The sequence below is a fragment of the Burkholderia sp. BCC1644 genome (genome assembly GCF_902833225.1).
In the GTDB taxonomy this organism is placed as follows: domain Bacteria; phylum Pseudomonadota; class Gammaproteobacteria; order Burkholderiales; family Burkholderiaceae; genus Burkholderia.
Genome location: NZ_CADFEI010000005.1, coordinates 84,148 through 101,582, shown reverse-complemented (window position 1 = coordinate 101,582; position 17,435 = coordinate 84,148). Strand labels below are relative to the sequence as shown.

General features: G+C 65.7%; 18 protein-coding genes and 1 pseudogene. 12 read left to right on the top strand and 7 right to left on the bottom strand.

The window, feature by feature from the left end; all coding sequences use genetic code 11:
* Positions 1–21: 21 nt before the first annotated feature.
* Positions 22–312, bottom strand: a complete 291-nt coding sequence (locus tag HWX87_RS11425) for a PsiF family protein (RefSeq protein ID WP_176047233.1) — start codon at positions 310–312, stop codon at positions 22–24.
* A gap of 271 nt (positions 313–583) precedes the next feature.
* On the opposite strand from HWX87_RS11425, the gene HWX87_RS11420 reads away from it, so the two are divergent.
* Positions 584–1,606: an asparaginase gene (locus HWX87_RS11420; RefSeq protein WP_176047232.1), complete on the top strand. Its 1,023-nt coding sequence runs from the start codon at positions 584–586 to the stop codon at positions 1,604–1,606.
* 91 nt (positions 1,607–1,697) lie between these two features.
* On the opposite strand, the gene lysM is transcribed toward HWX87_RS11420, so the two are convergent.
* The 4 genes from lysM to gcl all read right to left on the bottom strand — a co-directional run bounded on the left by lysM (position 1,698) and on the right by gcl (position 6,191).
* Entirely contained in the window at positions 1,698–2,168 is a 471-nt protein-coding gene (gene lysM / locus HWX87_RS11415) for a peptidoglycan-binding protein LysM (protein ID WP_176047231.1), read from the bottom strand.
* Positions 2,169–2,627: 459 nt separating this feature from the next.
* Positions 2,628–3,521 carry a 2-hydroxy-3-oxopropionate reductase gene (locus HWX87_RS11410; RefSeq protein WP_176047230.1) on the bottom strand — a complete coding sequence of 298 codons (894 nt, stop codon included), beginning with the start codon at positions 3,519–3,521 and terminating at the stop codon, positions 2,628–2,630.
* A gap of 41 nt (positions 3,522–3,562) precedes the next feature.
* Positions 3,563–4,372: a hydroxypyruvate isomerase gene (hyi, locus tag HWX87_RS11405; RefSeq protein ID WP_011657073.1), complete on the bottom strand. Its 810-nt coding sequence runs from the start codon at positions 4,370–4,372 to the stop codon at positions 3,563–3,565.
* A 43-nt stretch (positions 4,373–4,415) separates the two neighbouring features.
* Positions 4,416–6,191 (bottom strand): glyoxylate carboligase, encoded by a 1,776-nt coding sequence (gene gcl / locus HWX87_RS11400; RefSeq protein WP_176047229.1) that lies wholly within the window; start codon positions 6,189–6,191, stop codon positions 4,416–4,418.
* Positions 6,192–6,364: 173 nt separating this feature from the next.
* Here gcl and HWX87_RS11395 point away from each other — a divergent pair, with 173 nt between their 5' ends.
* The 10 genes from HWX87_RS11395 to HWX87_RS11350 all read left to right on the top strand — a co-directional run bounded on the left by HWX87_RS11395 (position 6,365) and on the right by HWX87_RS11350 (position 13,991).
* Entirely contained in the window at positions 6,365–7,276 is a 912-nt protein-coding gene (locus tag HWX87_RS11395; RefSeq protein ID WP_176047228.1) for a LysR family transcriptional regulator, read from the top strand.
* A 162-nt stretch (positions 7,277–7,438) separates the two neighbouring features.
* Entirely contained in the window at positions 7,439–8,080 is a 642-nt protein-coding gene (locus tag HWX87_RS11390; RefSeq protein ID WP_176047227.1) for an RNA polymerase sigma factor, read from the top strand.
* A complete protein-coding gene (locus tag HWX87_RS11385) occupies positions 8,070–8,966 on the top strand; it encodes an anti-sigma factor (protein ID WP_176047226.1) in 897 nt (298 codons plus the stop codon). Before HWX87_RS11390 ends, HWX87_RS11385 begins: the two co-directional genes overlap by 11 nt.
* A gap of 242 nt (positions 8,967–9,208) precedes the next feature.
* Complete coding sequence (gene rpsF / locus HWX87_RS11380; protein ID WP_006402295.1) at positions 9,209–9,583, top strand: 30S ribosomal protein S6; 375 nt, start codon at positions 9,209–9,211, stop codon at positions 9,581–9,583.
* 40 nt (positions 9,584–9,623) lie between these two features.
* Positions 9,624–9,923, top strand: a complete 300-nt coding sequence (priB, locus tag HWX87_RS11375; protein WP_176047225.1) for a primosomal replication protein N — start codon at positions 9,624–9,626, stop codon at positions 9,921–9,923.
* A 4-nt stretch (positions 9,924–9,927) separates the two neighbouring features.
* Positions 9,928–10,203, top strand: a complete 276-nt coding sequence (rpsR, locus tag HWX87_RS11370; protein WP_011657068.1) for a 30S ribosomal protein S18 — start codon at positions 9,928–9,930, stop codon at positions 10,201–10,203.
* Between the two features lie 27 nt (positions 10,204–10,230).
* A complete protein-coding gene (gene rplI, locus HWX87_RS11365; protein ID WP_021156519.1) occupies positions 10,231–10,683 on the top strand; it encodes a 50S ribosomal protein L9 in 453 nt (150 codons plus the stop codon).
* A gap of 139 nt (positions 10,684–10,822) precedes the next feature.
* Positions 10,823–12,205 (top strand): replicative DNA helicase, encoded by a 1,383-nt coding sequence (locus HWX87_RS11360; protein WP_176047224.1) that lies wholly within the window; start codon positions 10,823–10,825, stop codon positions 12,203–12,205.
* Between the two features lie 138 nt (positions 12,206–12,343).
* On the top strand, positions 12,344–12,970 hold the full coding sequence (locus HWX87_RS11355) for a DUF47 domain-containing protein (protein WP_096503051.1): 627 nt from the start codon (positions 12,344–12,346) through the stop codon (positions 12,968–12,970).
* Between the two features lie 10 nt (positions 12,971–12,980).
* Positions 12,981–13,991, top strand: coding sequence for an inorganic phosphate transporter (locus HWX87_RS11350; RefSeq protein WP_021156518.1), 1,011 nt, complete (start codon positions 12,981–12,983; stop codon positions 13,989–13,991).
* A 151-nt stretch (positions 13,992–14,142) separates the two neighbouring features.
* Here the strand turns inward: HWX87_RS11350 and HWX87_RS11345 are convergent, their stop codons facing one another.
* Together HWX87_RS11345 and HWX87_RS11340 are read right to left on the bottom strand one after the other, a co-directional pair.
* Positions 14,143–15,240, bottom strand: coding sequence for a C40 family peptidase (locus HWX87_RS11345; protein WP_176047223.1), 1,098 nt, complete (start codon positions 15,238–15,240; stop codon positions 14,143–14,145).
* Between the two features lie 237 nt (positions 15,241–15,477).
* The gene (locus HWX87_RS11340) at positions 15,478–17,280 is read right to left on the bottom strand and encodes a PhoH family protein (protein ID WP_176047222.1); all 1,803 of its coding nucleotides are present in this window, start codon (positions 17,278–17,280) and stop codon (positions 15,478–15,480) included.
* On the opposite strand from HWX87_RS11340, the pseudogene HWX87_RS38305 reads away from it, so the two are divergent.
* Positions 17,176–17,420: pseudogene (locus tag HWX87_RS38305) on the top strand (hypothetical protein); the annotation flags it as partial. The gene HWX87_RS11340 and the pseudogene HWX87_RS38305 overlap by 105 nt on opposite strands.
* Positions 17,421–17,435 lie beyond the last annotated feature (15 nt).

Sequence of the window (17,435 nt, the reverse complement as noted above, 5' to 3'; positions counted from 1 at the left end):
TCGATACGGGAGCGCCGGAACTCAGGCGGCCGGCTGATTGCTCAGGCAGCTCTTCATGAACGCCTTGCGGTCGTCGCCCTTCTTGCCGGTGGCTTGCGTGTTGCAGGCCTTCATCTTGTCCTGCTGCGACATCGCCTTCGCGGGCTTCGCCGACAGGCAGTCCTTCATGAACGCCTTGCGTTCGTCGCCCGACTTGCCGGCTGCCTGGGTGTTACAGGCCTTCATCTTGTCCTGCTGGCTGTTCGCCGCGAATGCGGGGGAAGCCAGCATGCCGCCGAGAAGCACTGCGGCTACGAGCGATTGGATTTTCATTTCGACACTCCCATGGGGTGAATTGCGTGTTATCGACGCCGTCACGATGCACGCGGCGTTGCGGATAGGGCCGCATCGCACCGTGCGCTCCGATTATGGCAAATCAATGTGAAAACACCAAAACGGCACTTCCTATAACGTTGCGGACGCCACGGCCGTTGACGGCGCGTGCGGCCGGGCGATCGGGACAAACCATGACGCGCGGCCACCGGCTTCGGCCGCTGCGCCGGAACGTGCCGGATCCCGGCCGCGAGCCATTACAATCGCGGCCATGAATACACCGAAATCCGCATCTCCTTCGTCCGCGGCGGCGCTGCCGCGCATCGCCGTGCTCGCTACTGGCGGCACGATCGCCGGCGCCGCCCCCGACGCGGCCAGCACGGCCGGCTACCAGGCCGGCGCGCTCGGCGTCAATTTCCTGGTCGACGCGGTGCCGGCGCTCGCGTCGGTCGCGCGCATCGACGCCGAACAGATCGCCAGCATCGACAGCAAGGATCTCGCGCTGCCGCTGTGGAACACGCTTGCCGCGCGGATCGACGCGTTGATGGCCGATCCGGCGGTCGACGGCATCGTGATCACGCACGGCACCGACACGCTCGAGGAAACCGCGTACGCGCTGCATCTGGTCGTGAAAGGCGACAAGCCGGTCGTGCTGACGGCCGCGATGCGGCCGGCGACCGCACTGTCGTCCGACGGCCCGCTGAACCTGCTGAACGCGGTGACGGTGGCCGGCCATCCGGCCGCATGCGGGCAGGGCGTGCTGGTCGTGTTCAACAACCGGATCCACGGCGCGCGCGACGTCGTGAAGACGAGCACCTATGCAGTCGATGCCTTCCAGTCGCCGGAGCTCGGCGCACTCGGCTGGGTGCAGGACGGCCGTGTCGAATTCGCGCGCCGTGTCACGCGTTCGCGCGACACGCAGCTGGCGATCGCCGCGACCTGGCCGCCCGTCGAAGTCGTCACGAGCTATGCGGGTGTGACGCGCACGGCCGTCGATGCGCTGGTGGCTGCCGGCGTGCGCGGTCTCGTCGTCGCGGGCACCGGTAACGGGTCGATCCACGCGACGCTGCAGGCGGCACTTGCCGATGCGGTGAAGGCGGGCGTGGCAGTGGTCCGCGCGTCGCGCGTCGGGTCGGGGCATGTGATGCGCAACGGCGCCGCGAACGACGATGCGCTCGGTTTCGTCAGCGCGGGTTCGCTGAACCCGTTCAAGGCGCGCGTGCTGCTGATGCTCGCGCTCGCGAACGGCATTCACGATCGCGACGCGCTGCAACGCGCGTTCGATACGCTGTAGCCGATACGCACCGATCGGGCGGCGCGAGTCGCCCATGAAAAAAAGGCAGGCCATACGGCCTGCCTTTTTTGCGTCAGTCCGGCAGAAATGCTCAGGACTGCGGCGGAATCACGAGCTTCTGGCCCGGGTAGATCCGGTCCGGGCTCGACAGCATCGGCTTGTTCGCCTCGAAGATCGCCGGGTACTTGTTCGCGTCGCCATACACTTCCTTGGCGATCGCCGACAGCGTGTCGCCCGGCTTCACGTCGTGGTACTGCACTTCCGGATCGTCCGGCTGCAGATCGTCGTCGTTGACGCCCGCGACGCCCTGCACGTTGCCGGCCGCGACCTTGACCTTCGCCTTCGTGTCGAGATCGGCGACGCTGCCCGACAGCGTGACGGTGCGCGATGCGCCGTCGAACACGACAGTCAGGTTCGACGTGTCGAGACCTTGCGTGCTGATGTAATTCTTGATCGCATCGGCCGCAGTCTGGTTCGCGGCATTCGGATCTTCCGCCGCTTGCGCGTCGGCATGACCCAGCAGTTTTTCACCCGCCTCTTTGATAAACGAAAGAAGACCCATCGCTGCACTCCCTAGGTGGTTGAAAAGAAAACGCGCCGTGAAGTGGCGAAAAAAACACCGCGCTGGGCGCGGTCACCGAAGGTGAACGCAAGCGCGGCGGTTTTCTCGAAAGGCGTGGCGAAAGTGTAGGCGTTCAGCGCGACGATTGCATGAAAAATCGCACGCTTGAACGTAAAGAAATGTAATACGCAAAATCCGACAGGCGGACACCCGACGACGACGTCTGACCGACCAAGGCTTCCCCGGCGCCGCCGGGTGCCGCTGCGGACCCCACCACGCCGCTCTCAGCCCAGAGCGGCGTTTTTCGCCCCGTCCCGCACGCCGTTGGCGATGCAGGGCGGGGCGCCCCACCGTGATGCGCGCGTGTCCGCGCATCGATGCGACCGGCCGTGGCCGGATCGCACAAATCTGTCGCGCGCCTCCGCCATTGCAGCGGAAACGCGCGTTGCGGCAGTCGCGTTACGCGGCCGGCGTCTGGCCGATCTCGAAGTTCGACATGATCTCGAGCGCGCGCACGAGTGCCGAGTGATCCCATGCCTTGCCGCCGTGCGATGCGCACACGCTGAACAGCTGCTGCGCGCTTGCCGTATGCGGCAGGGCGAGGCCGAGCTTGCGTGCGCCGTCGAGCGCGAGGTTCAGGTCCTTCTGGTGCAGCTCGATGCGGAAGCCCGGATCGAACGTGCGCTTCGTCATCCGCGCGCCGTGCACTTCGAGGATGCGCGACGCGGCGAAGCCGCCCATCAGCGCCTGGCGAACGCGTTCCGGATCGGCGCCCGAGCGTGCGGCGAACAGCAGCGCTTCGCCGACGGCTTCGATGTTCAGCGCCACGATGATCTGGTTCGCGACCTTGCAGGTCTGGCCCGCGCCGTTGTCGCCGACGAGCGTGATGTTCTTGCCCATCTTCTCGAACAGCGGCTTTGCGCGCTCGAAGGCCGCTTCCGGGCCACCGACCATGATCGTCAGCGACGCTTCGCGTGCGCCGACTTCGCCACCGGACACCGGTGCGTCGAGGTAGTCGCAGCCGAGTGCGTTGATCTGCTTCGCGAACTCCTGCGTGTCGAGCGGCGAGATCGAGCTCATGTCGATCACGAGCTTGCCGGCCGTCAGGCCCTTCGCGACGCCGTCGTCGGCGAACAGCACGTTACGCACGTCGGGCGTGTCCGGCACCATCACGACGATGACGTCCGCGTTCTGCGCGACTTCGGTCGAGTTCGCGACGACCTTGGCGCTCGCGCGCAGGTCGTCCGGGATCGGGAACGCGCCGTTCACGACGAGCTGGTGGTCGCCCTTGAGCAGGTTGCGCGCCATGTGCGCGCCCATGATGCCGAGGCCGATGAAACCGATGGTTGCCATGTGAAAGTCTCCTATAGGGCTGAAAACGGGAAGGGCGCTTCTCAGGCGGCGCGACGCGCCGAGCCCGGTGCGCAGCCGGCAACGCTTTGCAGCCAGCCGAGGCCTTCCGTCGTGGTGGTACGGGGCTTGTATTCGCAGCCGACGTAGCCGGCATAGCCCAGCCGGTCGAGCAGCGCGAACAGGAACGCGTAGTTGATCTCGCCCGTGCCCGGTTCGTTGCGGCCCGGGTTGTCCGCGAGCTGGACGTGGCCGATCGATGCGAGGTTGCGTTCGATCGTCGCGGCCAGTTCGCCTTCCATGCGCTGCATGTGATAGATGTCGTACTGCAGGAACAGGTTGTCCGAGCCGACCGCGCGGATCACGTCGAGCCCTTCCGACGAGCGGTTCAGCGCGAAGCCCGGGATGTCGAAGCTGTTGCACGGCTCGACGAGCAGGCGGATGCCTTCGCGCTTCAGCGCGTCGGCCGCAAAGCGCAGGTTGTCGACGATCGTGACGAACGTCTTGTCGCGCGCCGTGCTGGCCGACGGGATGCCGACGAGGCAGTTCAGCTGCGGCACCTTCAGCGCCTTCGCGTACTCGATCGCACGGCCGACACCTTCCTGGAATTCGCCGACGCGATCGGGCAGGCACGCGATGCCGCGCTCGCCCTGATCCCAGTTGCCGGCGGGCAGGTTGTGCAGCACGAGGCGCAGGCGGTGCGTCTCGAGCCGCTCCGCGAGTTCCTCTTTCGCGTACGGGTACGGGAACAGGAACTCGACGGCGTCGAAGCCCGCGTCCGCGGCCGCCTTGAAGCGGTCGAGGAACGGCACTTCGTTGAACAGCATGGTCAGGTTTGCAGCAAACTTCGGCATGAGCTAAGCCTCTTCGGTCGGTCAGTCAAAAATGTCGTGCGGTTCAGTCGAGCATCGAGATCGCGGTCGGTGCGTGCTCGGCCTTTTCGGCGAGCTCCTCGAATTCGTTGATCGCGTCGATTTCGGTGCCCATCGAGATGTTCGTCACACGCTCGAGGATCACCTCGACGACCACCGGCACGCTGAACTCTTCCGCGAGCGTTTGCGCCTGGCGCAGCGCCGGCTCGATCTCTTCCGGCTTGAACACGCGCAGCGCCTTGCAGCCGAGGCCTTCCGCGACGGCCACGTGGTCGACGCCATAACCGTTCAGTTCCGGCGCGTTCACGTTGTCGAACGCGAGCTGCACGCAGTAGTCCATGTCGAACGCGCGCTGGGCCTGGCGGATCAGCCCGAGGTACGAGTTGTTCACGACGACGTGCACGTACGGCAGCTTGAATTGCGCGCCGGCCGCCAGTTCCTCGATCATGAACTGGAAGTCGTAGTCGCCGGACAGCGCGACGATCGGGCGGCTCGGGTCGGCGGCACGCACGCCGAGCGCGGCGGGGATCGTCCAGCCGAGCGGGCCTGCCTGGCCGCAGTTGATCCAGTTGCGTGCCTTGAACACGTGCAGGAACTGCGCGGCGGCGATCTGCGACAGGCCGATCGTGCTGACGTAGCAGGTATCGCGGCCGAACACCTTGTTCATCTCTTCGTACACGCGCTGCGGCTTGACCGGCACGTTGTCGAAGTGCGTCTTGCGCTGCAGCGTGCGCTTGCGTTCCTGGCATTCCGAGACCCATGCGCTGCGGTCCTTCAGCTTGCCGGCGGCCTTCCATTCCTGTGCGACCGCGACGAACAGCTCGAGTGCGGCCTTCGCGTCGGACACGATGCCGAGATCCGGGCCGAACACGCGGCCGATCTGCGTCGGCTCGATGTCGACGTGCACGAACTTGCGGCCCTTCGTGTAGACCTCGACGCTGCCGGTGTGGCGGTTCGCCCAGCGGTTGCCGATGCCGAGCACGAAGTCGGACGCGAGCATCGTGGCGTTGCCGTAGCGATGCGACGTCTGCAGGCCGACCATGCCGGCCATCAGCGGGTGATCGTCCGGAATCGCGCCCCACGACATCAGCGTCGGGATCACCGGCACGCCGATCGTTTCGGCGAACTGGACGAGCAGGTCTTCGGCCGCTGCGTTGAGCACGCCGCCGCCCGACACGATCAGCGGCTTGTCCGCGTCGTTGAGCATCGTGAGCGCCTTCTCGATCTGCGCGCGGCTTGCCGCGGGCTTGTAGACCGGCAGCGGCTCATACGTGTCGATGTCGAATTCGATTTCGGCGAGCTGCACGTCGATCGGCAGGTCGACCAGCACCGGGCCCGGACGGCCCGAGCGCATCAGGTGGAATGCCTGCTGGAACACGCGCGGCACGAGCGCCGGTTCGCGCACGGTGACGGCCCACTTCGTGACCGGCTTCGCGATCGACTCGATGTCGACGGCCTGGAAGTCTTCCTTGTACAGGCGGGCACGCGGTGCCTGGCCCGTGATCGCGAGGATGGGAATCGAATCGGCGGAAGCGGAGTACAGACCGGTGATCATGTCGGTGCCGGCGGGGCCTGACGTGCCGATGCACACGCCGATGTTGCCCGGGGCCGCACGCGTGAAGCCTTCGGCCATGTGCGATGCGCCTTCGACGTGGCGCGCCAGCACGTGGCTGATGCCACCCGACTTGCGCATCGCGGAGTAGAACGGGTTGATCGCTGCGCCCGGCACGCCGAACGCGGTCTGGATGCCTTCTTTCTCGAGCACGAGCACTGCTGCGTCGACGGCTCTCATCTTGGCCATGAATGTCTCCTTGAATGTGGCGGATCTTGCGAATGGGTCTGTTGGGAACACTTTAGGGATGCATGAAAGGTTTGATAAGATCAGCCCGAGTCGCTTATTTCGAAACTAAAAGTATGGAATGACGGCCGGACGGGGCTTCCCGCCCGGGGCCGGAACGGAGACGGAGACAGGAGATGGATCGCTTCAAGCAGATCGAGACGTTCGTGCGGGTGGCCGATGCCGGCAGCCTCGCGGCGGCGGCGCTCGAGGAGGGCGTGTCGCCGGTGGTGCTCGGGCGGCGCATCGACGCGCTGGAGAAGCGCCTCGGCGTGAAGCTGATGTACCGTTCGACGCGGCGGCTGGTGGTCAGCGAGGAGGGTGCCGCCTTCCTCGAGCGCTGCCGCGGGCTGCTGTCCGAATGGGACCAGGCCGAGAACGAGCTGGCCGCCGGGCGGCGCGCGGTCAGCGGCCACCTGATCGTATCGGCGCCCGCCGCGTTCGGGCGCAAGCACGTCGCGCCGCACGCACCCGGTTTTCTGGTCGACAAGCCCGAGATGCAACTGTCGTTCAACCTGACCGACCGCGTCGTCGATCTCGTGCGCGAAGGCTACGACCTGTCGATCCGGATCGGCGGCGCGGTCGATCCGAACTTCGTCGCGGTGAAGCTCGCGTCGAACCGGCGCGTCGTGTGCGGCACGCCCGAGTATTTCCGCCGGCACGGCCGGCCGAAGTCGCTCGACGACCTGCTGAAGCACAACTGCCTCGCGTTCAACCTGCAGGGCGGGCAGAACCGAGGCTGGTATTTCCAGCGTCACGGCAAGATCGCGACGATGCGCGTGGCCGGCAACCTCGACTGCAACGACGGCGAGCTGCTGCACCGCTGGGTGGCCGAGGGGCTCGGGCTCGGCTGGCGCTCGACGTGGGAGATCGCCGCGCAGCTCGAGACGGGCGCGCTGGAGACGGTGCTCGACGAGTACGCGCTGCCCGACTACGACATCCTCGCGGTCTACCCGCAGCAGCGCTACGTGCCGGCGCGCGTACGCTATTTCATCGACTACCTGCGCGACGCGTATGCGCGCCCCGGTTACTGGAGCACCACGCCGTAACGGGACGCGGGCGGCCCGGCGATTTTTTACGCTTCATGTGCCCGGCGCGGGAATAAACTCGACGCAACAACGGTATGGTCATCGAGCGCGCACGTTGCCGGTCTGTCCGGGCGCCGTGCGCGGAACGGGCGCGGCATCGGCCGCCGGGACCAGGGAGGTCATGTGGCGCAAGCCGGACAGGCGGTCGATGAACGGGTGGCAGACGACGCGGTCGCGCGCGGCGAGCGGTTTCGCGTGCTCGTGCTGCCGCATCTCGACGCCGCGTACAACCTCGCACGCTGGCTGAGCGGTAACGCCGGCGACGCGGACGACGTCGTCCAGGACGCGTGCATGCGCGCGCTGCGCTTCGTCGATTCGTGTCGCGGCGACAACGCGCGGCCGTGGCTGCTGACGATCGTGCGCCACACCTGGTACACGGAGTGGCGGCGCCGCACGCATGCGCACGAGGTCGCGCTGCCCGACACGCTCGACGACGCCGACGTGCCCGACGACTGGCAGCCGGCGACGGAGGATCCGCTGGCGCACTTGCTGCGCGGCGAGAACGTGCGGCTCGTGAATGCGGCGCTCGCGAAGCTGCCGCCCGAATACCGCGAGGTGCTCGTGCTGCGCGAGATGGAGGACTTGAGTTACCGCGAGATCGCGGCGATCGCGGACGTGCCGGTCGGCACGGTGATGTCGCGGCTCGCGCGCGGCCGGCGCAAGCTCGCCGCGCTGCTGGGCGGCGCGCCGGCACCGGCGCCCGAAGGCAGGCCGGGCCGTGCGTCGGCCGGCGGAACCGCATCGGAGGCTATCGATGGACTGTAACGAAGCGCGAGCGTTGCTGGACGCGGACGTCGACCGCGAGCTGTCGGCGCCCGATGCGTTGCGGGTCCAGCAGCATGTCGAAGGGTGCGATGCGTGCCGTCGTGAACGCGCGCGTATCGTCACGCTGGTGCAGGCCGTGCGGCAGGCCGATTATCACCGTGCGCCGGATGCGTTGCGGGCGAGCATTCTTGCGAGCCTGCCTGCCGCGGCCGACGCGCCTGCTCGCGAGCCGTCGCGGGCGGAGCCGCGGTTCGAATCCCGATCGCAGCCGCAGCGGCGGCCGCGCGAGCGCAGCTGGTGGTCCTGGCTGCCGGGGAATGACGGGTCGGCACGCCCGGCCACGGCCGGCACCGGGCCGCGCGTTGCGGCATTGCCCGGGCTCGGCTGGGGCGTCGCGCTGCTGGTGGCGCTCGCGGCGGCGGGCGGGATGGCGCTGTCCGCGCGCCACGCCGACACCGACCGTACGGTCGACGAACTCGTCTCGAGCCACGTGCGGGCCGACCTGTCGGCGCGCGACATCGACGTGATCTCGACCGACCGGCATACGGTCAAGCCGTGGTTCAACGGCCGGCTCGACTATGCGCCGCCGGTCGAGGATCTCGCGGCGAACGGCTTCGCACTGGTCGGCGGCCGGCTCGACTACGTCGGGCGGCGTCGCGTCGCGGTGCTCGTCTACCGCTACCGGCAGCACGTGATCGACGTCTACGTGCGGCCCGCCGGGGAAGGGCCCGCGGCACCGTACACGACCGTGTCGCAGGGCTATGCGCTCGACCGCTGGGACGCGGCCGGGATGACGTGGTGGGCCGTGACCGACGCCGAGCCGTCGGCGCTCGCGGCGTTCCGCACGGCGCTCGACGCGCGGCTTTCCGGCACGCGCAGCGAGTGACGCCGCGACGCCTGTTGCGCGCCGGTGTGCGCGCGGCTTGAGTTCAGACCCCGATAAAAAAGAACCGCAGGGCGGCCGTGCACACCGGCTCGCCCGTTCAAGTCTTTGAAAACATGGCCGAATCCGCACGCCAGTCGTTGATTGGCCTTGCACGTGCCCCGTAATCGGGTTAAAATCTTCGGCTTCTCACTTGCCACACCGGTTCAGACGCCCGGGTGGCTTTAATCCACAAGGAGTGTGTAATGCGTCATTACGAAATCGTATTCATCGTGCACCCCGATCAGAGCGAGCAAGTGCCCGCGATGATCGAGCGTTACAAGACCACGATCACGTCGCACGGCGGTCAGATCCACCGCGTCGAAGACTGGGGCCGTCGCCAACTGGCCTACATGATCGAGAAACTCGCGAAGGCTCACTACGTCTGCATGAACATCGAGTGCGACCAGACGACGCTCGACGAACTCGAACACGCGTTCAAGTTCAACGACGCCGTGCTGCGCCACCTCATCGTCAAGATGAAGAAGGCCGAAACCGGCCCGTCGCCGATGATGAAGGAAGTTCAGCGCGAAGAAGCCAAGAAGGCGGCTGCAGCTCAGCCGACCGAAGCGCAGGCTTAAGTTCGTCATTCATTAAGCCATCAAGGAGCGCGCCACTCTCGTGAACAGGTTGCAATTGACGGCGAGCGTCGTCGAACGCGCACCGGTGCGATATACGCCGGCAGGTGTTCCGATCGCTAGCGCCACATTGCAGCACCGCACGGAAGTCGTCGAAGCAGGCATTCGCCGTCAGGTCGAAATGACGATCGAGGCGGTGGCGGCCGGTGAGGCGAGCGGCGGGCTGGAAAGTCGTGAAATGGGCGTCGAAACGCTGTTCACGGGCTTCCTGGCCAAGAAAAGCCGCAACGCGAGAACCTTGGTGTTTCACATCACAGCATTGCAGGACATTGGAAAGGACTGAAATCATGCCCCGCCCGACTGGTAAGAAATTCGACAAGCGTCGTCAGCAACAAAACCCGCTCTTCAAGCGCAAGAAGTTCTGCCGTTTCACGGCTGCAGGTGTCGATCAGATCGACTACAAGGACACGGAAACGCTGAAGGACTTCATCGGCGAAAACGGCAAGATCACGCCGGCGCGTCTGACGGGTACGAAGGCGCACTATCAGCGTCAGCTCGACACGGCAATCAAGCGTGCGCGTTTCCTCGCGCTGCTGCCGTACACCGATCAGCACAAGGCGTAACTCGGCGACGCCATAAGGAGAATTCGAATGCAAATCATTCTGTTGGAAAAAGTCGCCAATCTGGGCAACCTCGGCGACATCGTCAAGGTCAAGGACGGTTACGCTCGCAACTTCCTGATCCCGAACCGCAAGGCTCGCCGTGCAACGAAGGAAGCGATCGCTGAATTCGAAGTGCGCCGCGCTGAACTCGAAAAGATCGCCGCTGAAAAGCTGGCAGCATCGCAGGCAGTCGGCGAGAAGCTGAACGGCCAGTCGTTCGAAATCACGCAGAAGTCGGGCGTTGACGGCCGTCTGTTCGGCTCGGTCACGAACGGCGACGTCGCTGAACTGCTGAAGAAGGCAGGTTTCGAAGTCGAGAAGCTGCAAGTTCGCATGCCGGAAGGCCCGCTGAAGATGATCGGCGAGCACAACGTGCAAGTCGCGCTGCACACGGACGTCGTCGTCGACGTCACGATCAACGTGATCGGCGACCACGCGTAAGCGTACGCAAGCTTTCCGGGCGGCTTCCGCCGTCCGGACAAGGGCAGGCGCCCGGGCAACCGGGGCCTGCCTTTTTTATTGCCGCATCACTGGCGGCCGGTATGGCGCCGTCCTGTGTAATTCGCGATAATCCCAACCCATGAACGCGCCGCAAGATCCCCAAATCGAATCGCTGAAAGTCCCGCCGCATTCGGTCGAAGCCGAACAGTCGGTGCTCGGCGGCCTGTTGCTCGACAACGCGGCATGGGACCGGATTGCCGACTTCCTGTCGCAGGGCGATTTCTACCGCTACGACCACCGGATCATCTACGAGCACATCGGCCGCCTGATCGCGTCGACGCGCCCGGCCGACGTCGTGACCGTGTACGAAGCGATGGTCACGTCCGGCAAGGCCGAGGATGTCGGCGGGCTCGCGTACCTGAACGCGCTCGCGCAGAACACGCCGAGCGCGGCGAACATCCGTCGCTACGCGGAAATCGTGCGCGACCGCGCGGTGCTGCGCCGGCTCGTGTCGGTCGCCGATGAAATCTCGGCCGATGCGTTCAACCCGCAGGGCAAGGAAGTCCGCCAGCTGCTCGACGAAGCCGAGTCGAAGGTGTTCTCGATCGCCGAAGAGGGCGCGCGTGGCAACCAGGGCTTCCTCGAGATCGGCCCGCTGCTCACGCAGGTCGTCGAGCGCATCGATACGCTGTACCACACGGCGAACCCGAGCGACGTCACGGGCACGCCGACGGGCTTCGTCGACCTCGACCGGATGACGTCCGGGATGCACGGCGGCGAACTGATCATCGTCGCGGGGCGGCCGTCGATGGGTAAGACCGCGTTCTCGATGAACATCGGCGAATACGTCGCGGTCGAGTACGGGCTGCCGGTCGCGGTGTTCTCGATGGAAATGCCGGGCACCCAGCTCGTGATGCGTATGCTCGGCTCGATCGGCCGGCTCGACCAGCACCGGATGCGGACGGGTCGCCTGACGGACGAGGACTGGCCGAAGCTGACCCATGCGGTGCAGAAGATGAGCGAGGCGCAGATCTTCATCGACGAGACGGGCGGCCTGAACCCGATGGAATTGCGCTCGCGCGCGCGACGTCTTGCGCGGCAGTGCGGCAAGCTCGGCCTGATCATCGTCGACTACCTGCAGCTGATGTCGGGTTCGTCGCAGGGCGAGAACCGGGCGACCGAAATCTCGGAAATCTCGCGATCGCTGAAGAGTCTTGCGAAGGAACTCGACGTGCCGGTGATCGCGCTGTCGCAGTTGAACCGTGGCCTCGAACAGCGTCCGAACAAGCGTCCGGTGATGTCGGATTTGCGCGAATCGGGTGCAATCGAACAGGATGCGGACGTGATCCTGTTCATTTACCGTGACGAAGTTTACAATCCCGACAGCCCTGACAAGGGGACGGCCGAAATCATCATCGGCAAGCAGCGTAACGGTCCGATCGGACCCGTTCGGCTCACGTTCCTGGGGCAATACACGAAGTTCGACAACTTCGCCGGGGCACAGAACTTCCACGGCGAGTAACGCCGGAAGTAAACCCTTATTTCGCCAAACGTTGTATTCAATCCCGGCGCGCGCATATGTGCGCGCCGAGTCTCGACCGGAAACGGTACAATGTCGCCCGTTTTCGTGACAGTAGTTTGACAATCTCTCAGGAATCCCATGTTCGGTCGATTCATGCCCACCGAGGGCAAGTTCTTTGAACTCTTCAACGCGCACGCGAAGCACATCGTTTCCGGTGGCCGCGAGCTCGAACTGCTGATCGACAATCTCGCCGACGCCGAGATTCACAAGCAAAACGTGCAAACCGCCGAGAAGGCCGCCGACAAGCTCACGCATGAGGCGATCGATCTGCTGCACAAGACTTTCATCACGCCGCTCGATCGCGACGAGATCCACAAGCTGATCACGACGATGGACGACATCCTGGACCTGATGGAAGACGTCGCGACGGCCGTGTCGCTGTACGACGTGCGCGCAGTCACGTCCGAGGCGAGCCAGCTCGCGCACATCGTCACGCAGTCGGCCCAGCACGTGCAACAGGCGGTCGGGTTGCTGTCCGACATGAAGCAGTCGGCACAGATCCTCAAGCAGTGCGAGGAGATCGACCGCTGGGAGTCGGAGGCCGATCGCGTGCTGCGCGCGGCGATGTCGAAGCTGTTCCGCGAGGAAGACGACGTGAAGACGCTCATCAAGCTGAAGGCGATCTACGAGCTGCTCGAGGAGATCACCGACAAGTGCGAGGACGTCGCGAACATCATCGAAGGCATCGTGCTGGAAAACGCCTGAGCGGACCACGATGCATTCGATACAACTCGCCCTCTGGATGGTCGCGACGCTTGTGCTCGTCGCGCTCGTATTCGACTTCATGAACGGCTTTCACGACGCGGCGAACTCGATCGCCACCGTCGTGTCGACCGGGGTGCTGAAGCCCCAGCAGGCCGTCGTGTTCGCGGCCGCGTTCAACGTGATCGCGTATTTCATCTTCCACCTCAAAGTCGCGCAGACCGTCGGTAAAGGCACGATCGATCCCGAGATCGTCGACCACTACGTCATATTCGGCGCGCTGGTCGGTGCGATCGGCTGGAACGTGATCACCTGGTACTACGGGATTCCGTCGAGCTCGTCGCATGCGCTGATCGGCGGTCTCGTCGGCGCAGCGCTCGCGAAGTCGGGCTGGGGCTCGCTGAACATCGACGGGCTGCTGAAGACGGTTGCGTTCATCTTCATTTCGCCGCTGCTCGGCTTCATCCTCGGTTCGCTGTTCATGCTCGGCGTGTCGTGGCTGTACTTCCGTACCGCGCCCAGCAAGGTCGACCGGCGCTTCCGCCGGTTGCAGCTGCTGTCGGCCGGCCTGTACAGTCTCGGCCACGGCGGCAACGACGCACAGAAGACGATCGGCATCATCTGGATGCTGCTGATCGCGAGCGGCTACGCATCGGCCACCGCCGATGCGCCGCCGGCGTGGGTGATCGGTGCGTGCTACCTGTCGATGGGCCTCGGCACGCTGTTCGGCGGCTGGCGCATCGTGCGTACGATGGGCCAGAAGATCACGAAGCTCAAGCCGGTCGGTGGTTTCTGCGCGGAAAGCGGCGGGGCGATCACGCTGTTCATCGCGTCGTTCCTCGGCATTCCCGTGTCGACCACGCATACGATCACCGGCGCGATCGTCGGTGTCGGCGCGACGCAGAAGCTGTCGGCCGTGCGCTGGGGCGTCGCCGGCAACATCGTGTGGGCGTGGGTGCTGACGCTGCCCGCGGCTGCGCTGTTCGCGGCCGGCGGATGGTGGCTCGGCCACCAGATCTTCTGATCGTCGACGCTGCCGGATCGACATCCGATGCGCCGCAAGCCGAAAGGCTGCGGCGCATTTTCTTTTGGGGCGGGGGAATGTCAGGCGGAGCAGGCGAGGCGCTGCGGCAGGTGCCGCCAACGATACTCGCCGACGGGGTTCGGGCAACCGGTCAGTAACTTCCGTTCGCGAATCGCGCGATCGGATCGTCCGCCGTACTGGTGCGGGGGCTGACGGGCGCGGATTGCGTCGACGCCCGCAATACTTGCACGGGGGCGGGCTCGATACCGCGCGGAGCTGCCGACGCAGTGGCGGGCGGCGGTTCGGCATCGAACGCGGCAGCCTGGGCGGCCGTCAGGGCCGTCGTCGGAATCTGCGTGCCGGACTCCGCCGGGGCGGCAGGCGCTGCATTGGCCGTCATCGCGGTCATGCCGTCATTCATGGACGATGCCTGTTGCTGCGCTGCCTGCATGCGCGGCGGCGGCGGTTCGTACGGATCGGCGGCCGGGCCTGCAGGGGTTGCTGCTGCGGCGGTCGTCACGACCGGCGCGGCAGCGATGGCCGGAGCGAGTGCAGGCGCCTGTGTGGTTTTCGCTTGCGACGATGCATAGGCAGGCGGCCGCGGCGCAGCGGCAGTCGCGACCACCGGTGCCGGCGCAGCTGCCGGCGGATTGCGCGGCTCGTCGCGCTTTGCCTCGTAGGTCGGTGCATCGAACGGCGTCGGTGCCGTGCGCGGCGGTGCGACGCGGCGAATGCCGTCGAAACGCTTGGCCCAATACGGGTTCGTCAGGTAGTCGAGCCGCACGGTGCCGCCCGTCGACGGCGCATTGACGAAGCGCAGCTTGCCGACATAGATGCCGACGTGCGAATGCGGCCGCCCGGTCGTATTGAAGAAAATCAGGTCGCCCGGCGCGATCTCGTCGGGTTCGATCGACACGCCGCGGCCGCTCATGTCGGCGGTCGTGCGCGGCAGGTTCACGTCGGCCGCGCGGCCGATCACGTAGCGCACGAGCCCGCTGCAGTCGAAGCCGCTCGTCGGCGTGTTGCCGCCCCAGCGATACGGGACGCCGACGAGGCTCATCGCCTGGATCGAGATTTCTTCCTGGCCGACACTGTGATCGACGAATTTCGGGAAATTGGCCGGAGCAGGGAACGCGCGCGGCGTCGTGATCTTCATGCCCGATGCGGGACGCGATGCCGACTGCGGCGGCACGCTGGAGCAGGCCGCAAGCAGGGAAACGACGGCGACGGGAACCCAGATTCGAAGCATGGCGAGGCGGGCGAGCGCGGCGCGCTCGCGAATCGTATGACAACAGACAGACCCGATGGTAGACGCTCCGGCGGGGCTTAAGCAACCATTCTTGAGAATTTACTTGAAGTTTCGCGCGTAAACTGCGTTGTTGCGTGACGAAGCGTTACTTTTCCCTTCGACCCCAAATAAAAACGGCGCTCCGGAAACGGAGCGCCGTGTGGCGTCGACAGCCGGCCGATCGGCCGGCTTGCGGTGTTACAGGATGTCCGACGCGTAGTCGGCAAGCCGCGAACGTTCGCCGCGAGCGAGCGTCACGTGGCCGCTGTGGCCCCAGCCCTTGAAGCGGTCGACGACGTAGGTCAGGCCCGAGCTGCCTTCGGTCAGGTAAGGCGTGTCGATCTGCGCGATGTTGCCGAGGCACACGATCTTCGTGCCGGGGCCCGCACGCGTGACGAGCGTCTTCATCTGCTTCGGCGTCAGGTTCTGCGCTTCGTCGATGATCAGGTACTTGTCGACGAACGTGCGGCCGCGCATGAAGTTCATGCTCTTCACCTTCAGGCGCGAACGGATCAGCTCCTGCGTTGCAGCGCGGCCCCATTCGCCGGCAGCGTCGTCGGTCTTCTGCAGCACTTCGAGGTTGTCGTCGAATGCGCCCATCCACGGCTGCATCTTCTCTTCCTCGGTACCGGGCAGGAAACCGATGTCCTCGCCGACGGGCACGGTCGCGCGCGTCACGATGATCTCGTTGTAGCGCTTGTCGTCGAGCACCTGCGCGAGGCCGGCCGCGAGCGCGACGAGCGTCTTGCCGGTGCCGGCCTGGCCGAGCAGCGTGACGAAGTCGATCTCGGGGTTCATCAGCAGGTTCAGCGCGAAATTCTGCTCGCGGTTGCGCGCGGTGATGCCCCACACGTTGTTCTTGTGGTGGCTGTAGTCGCGCAGCGTCTGCAGCAGCGCCGTCTTGCCGTTCAGTTCGCGGACGATCGCATGGAACGTCGGCTCGCCGTTCTGCGGCTCGAGATAGACGAACTCGTTGACCAGCATCGACGCGACGAGCGGTCCGGTCACGCGGTAGTACGTGGTGCCCGTCTTCGTGTCCTGCCAGCTCTCCATGCCCTTTGCATGCTTGGTCCAGAAGTCCTGCGGCAGCTCGCGCACGCCGTTGTACAGGAGATCCGAATCCTCGAGCACCTGGTCGTTGAAGTAGTCTTCAGCGGGCAGGCCGAGCGCATGCGCCTTGATCCGCATGTTGATGTCTTTCGACACCAGTACGACCTGGCGGTCCGGCCGGTCGCGCTGCAGCGCGCGCACGACGCCGAGGATCTGGTTGTCGGCCTTGCCTTCGGGCAAGCCTTCGACCGGCGCGATGTCGGTGAGCTTCGTCTGGAAGTACAGGCGGCCGACCGCCTCGCGGCTGCCGAGGCGCGACAGCGGAATGCCGGCCGTGATCGGGCCCGCATCGGCGACCAGCGCGTCGAGCGTGCGGCTGACCTGGCGTGCGTTGCGCGCGACTTCGGACATCCCCTTCTTGTGGTTGTCGAGTTCCTCGAGCGTCATCATCGGCAGATAGACGTCGTGTTCCTCGAAGCGGAAGAGGCTGCTCGGGTCGTGCATCAGCACGTTGGTGTCGAGCACGAACAGTTTCTGCTGTTCGACTTCGGCGGGCTTGCGGCTGCGCGACTTCGTCGCGGCGCCGCTGTCGCGCGCGGGCGCCGCGGCCGGTTTGCCGGCAGCCGGCTTGTCGTTGCGCGCGACGACCGGCGCCGCGGGTTCGGCGGGCGCCTGCATCGGCTGCAACAGTGCGGCCGTCTGTTTGGTCTTGCGACCGCGTGCGGGTGCGCTCGCGGTTTCCTGCGCCGAAGACGCGACGGCGCGCAGCGGCGCGGCCGTGTTCGCGGCTTCGATCATCGGTTGGGCCACGCTCGCCGGACCGTAGTCACCGGCTGTGGATGCGTCCCCTTCGGCGGATTTCTTCGCGGCTTTCGCGGGCCGCGCTTTCGCCTTGTATTCGTCGGGTGGCAGCAGGCTGCCGAGCTTGCTGGGGGGAGTAGGCAAAGGCATGGTGTCCCTCGGGAGGAATCGTGTCGCATGGCGTGCGCCGCTGATCGCATCCTGCGTGACGTAGACGCATGCAGTTTGCGCGCGGTGGCGCACAGGAATTTCGTCTAGCCGGTTCGCCTAAGTGTCGATCAGCTCCTTGACGGGGTGAGGGCCGG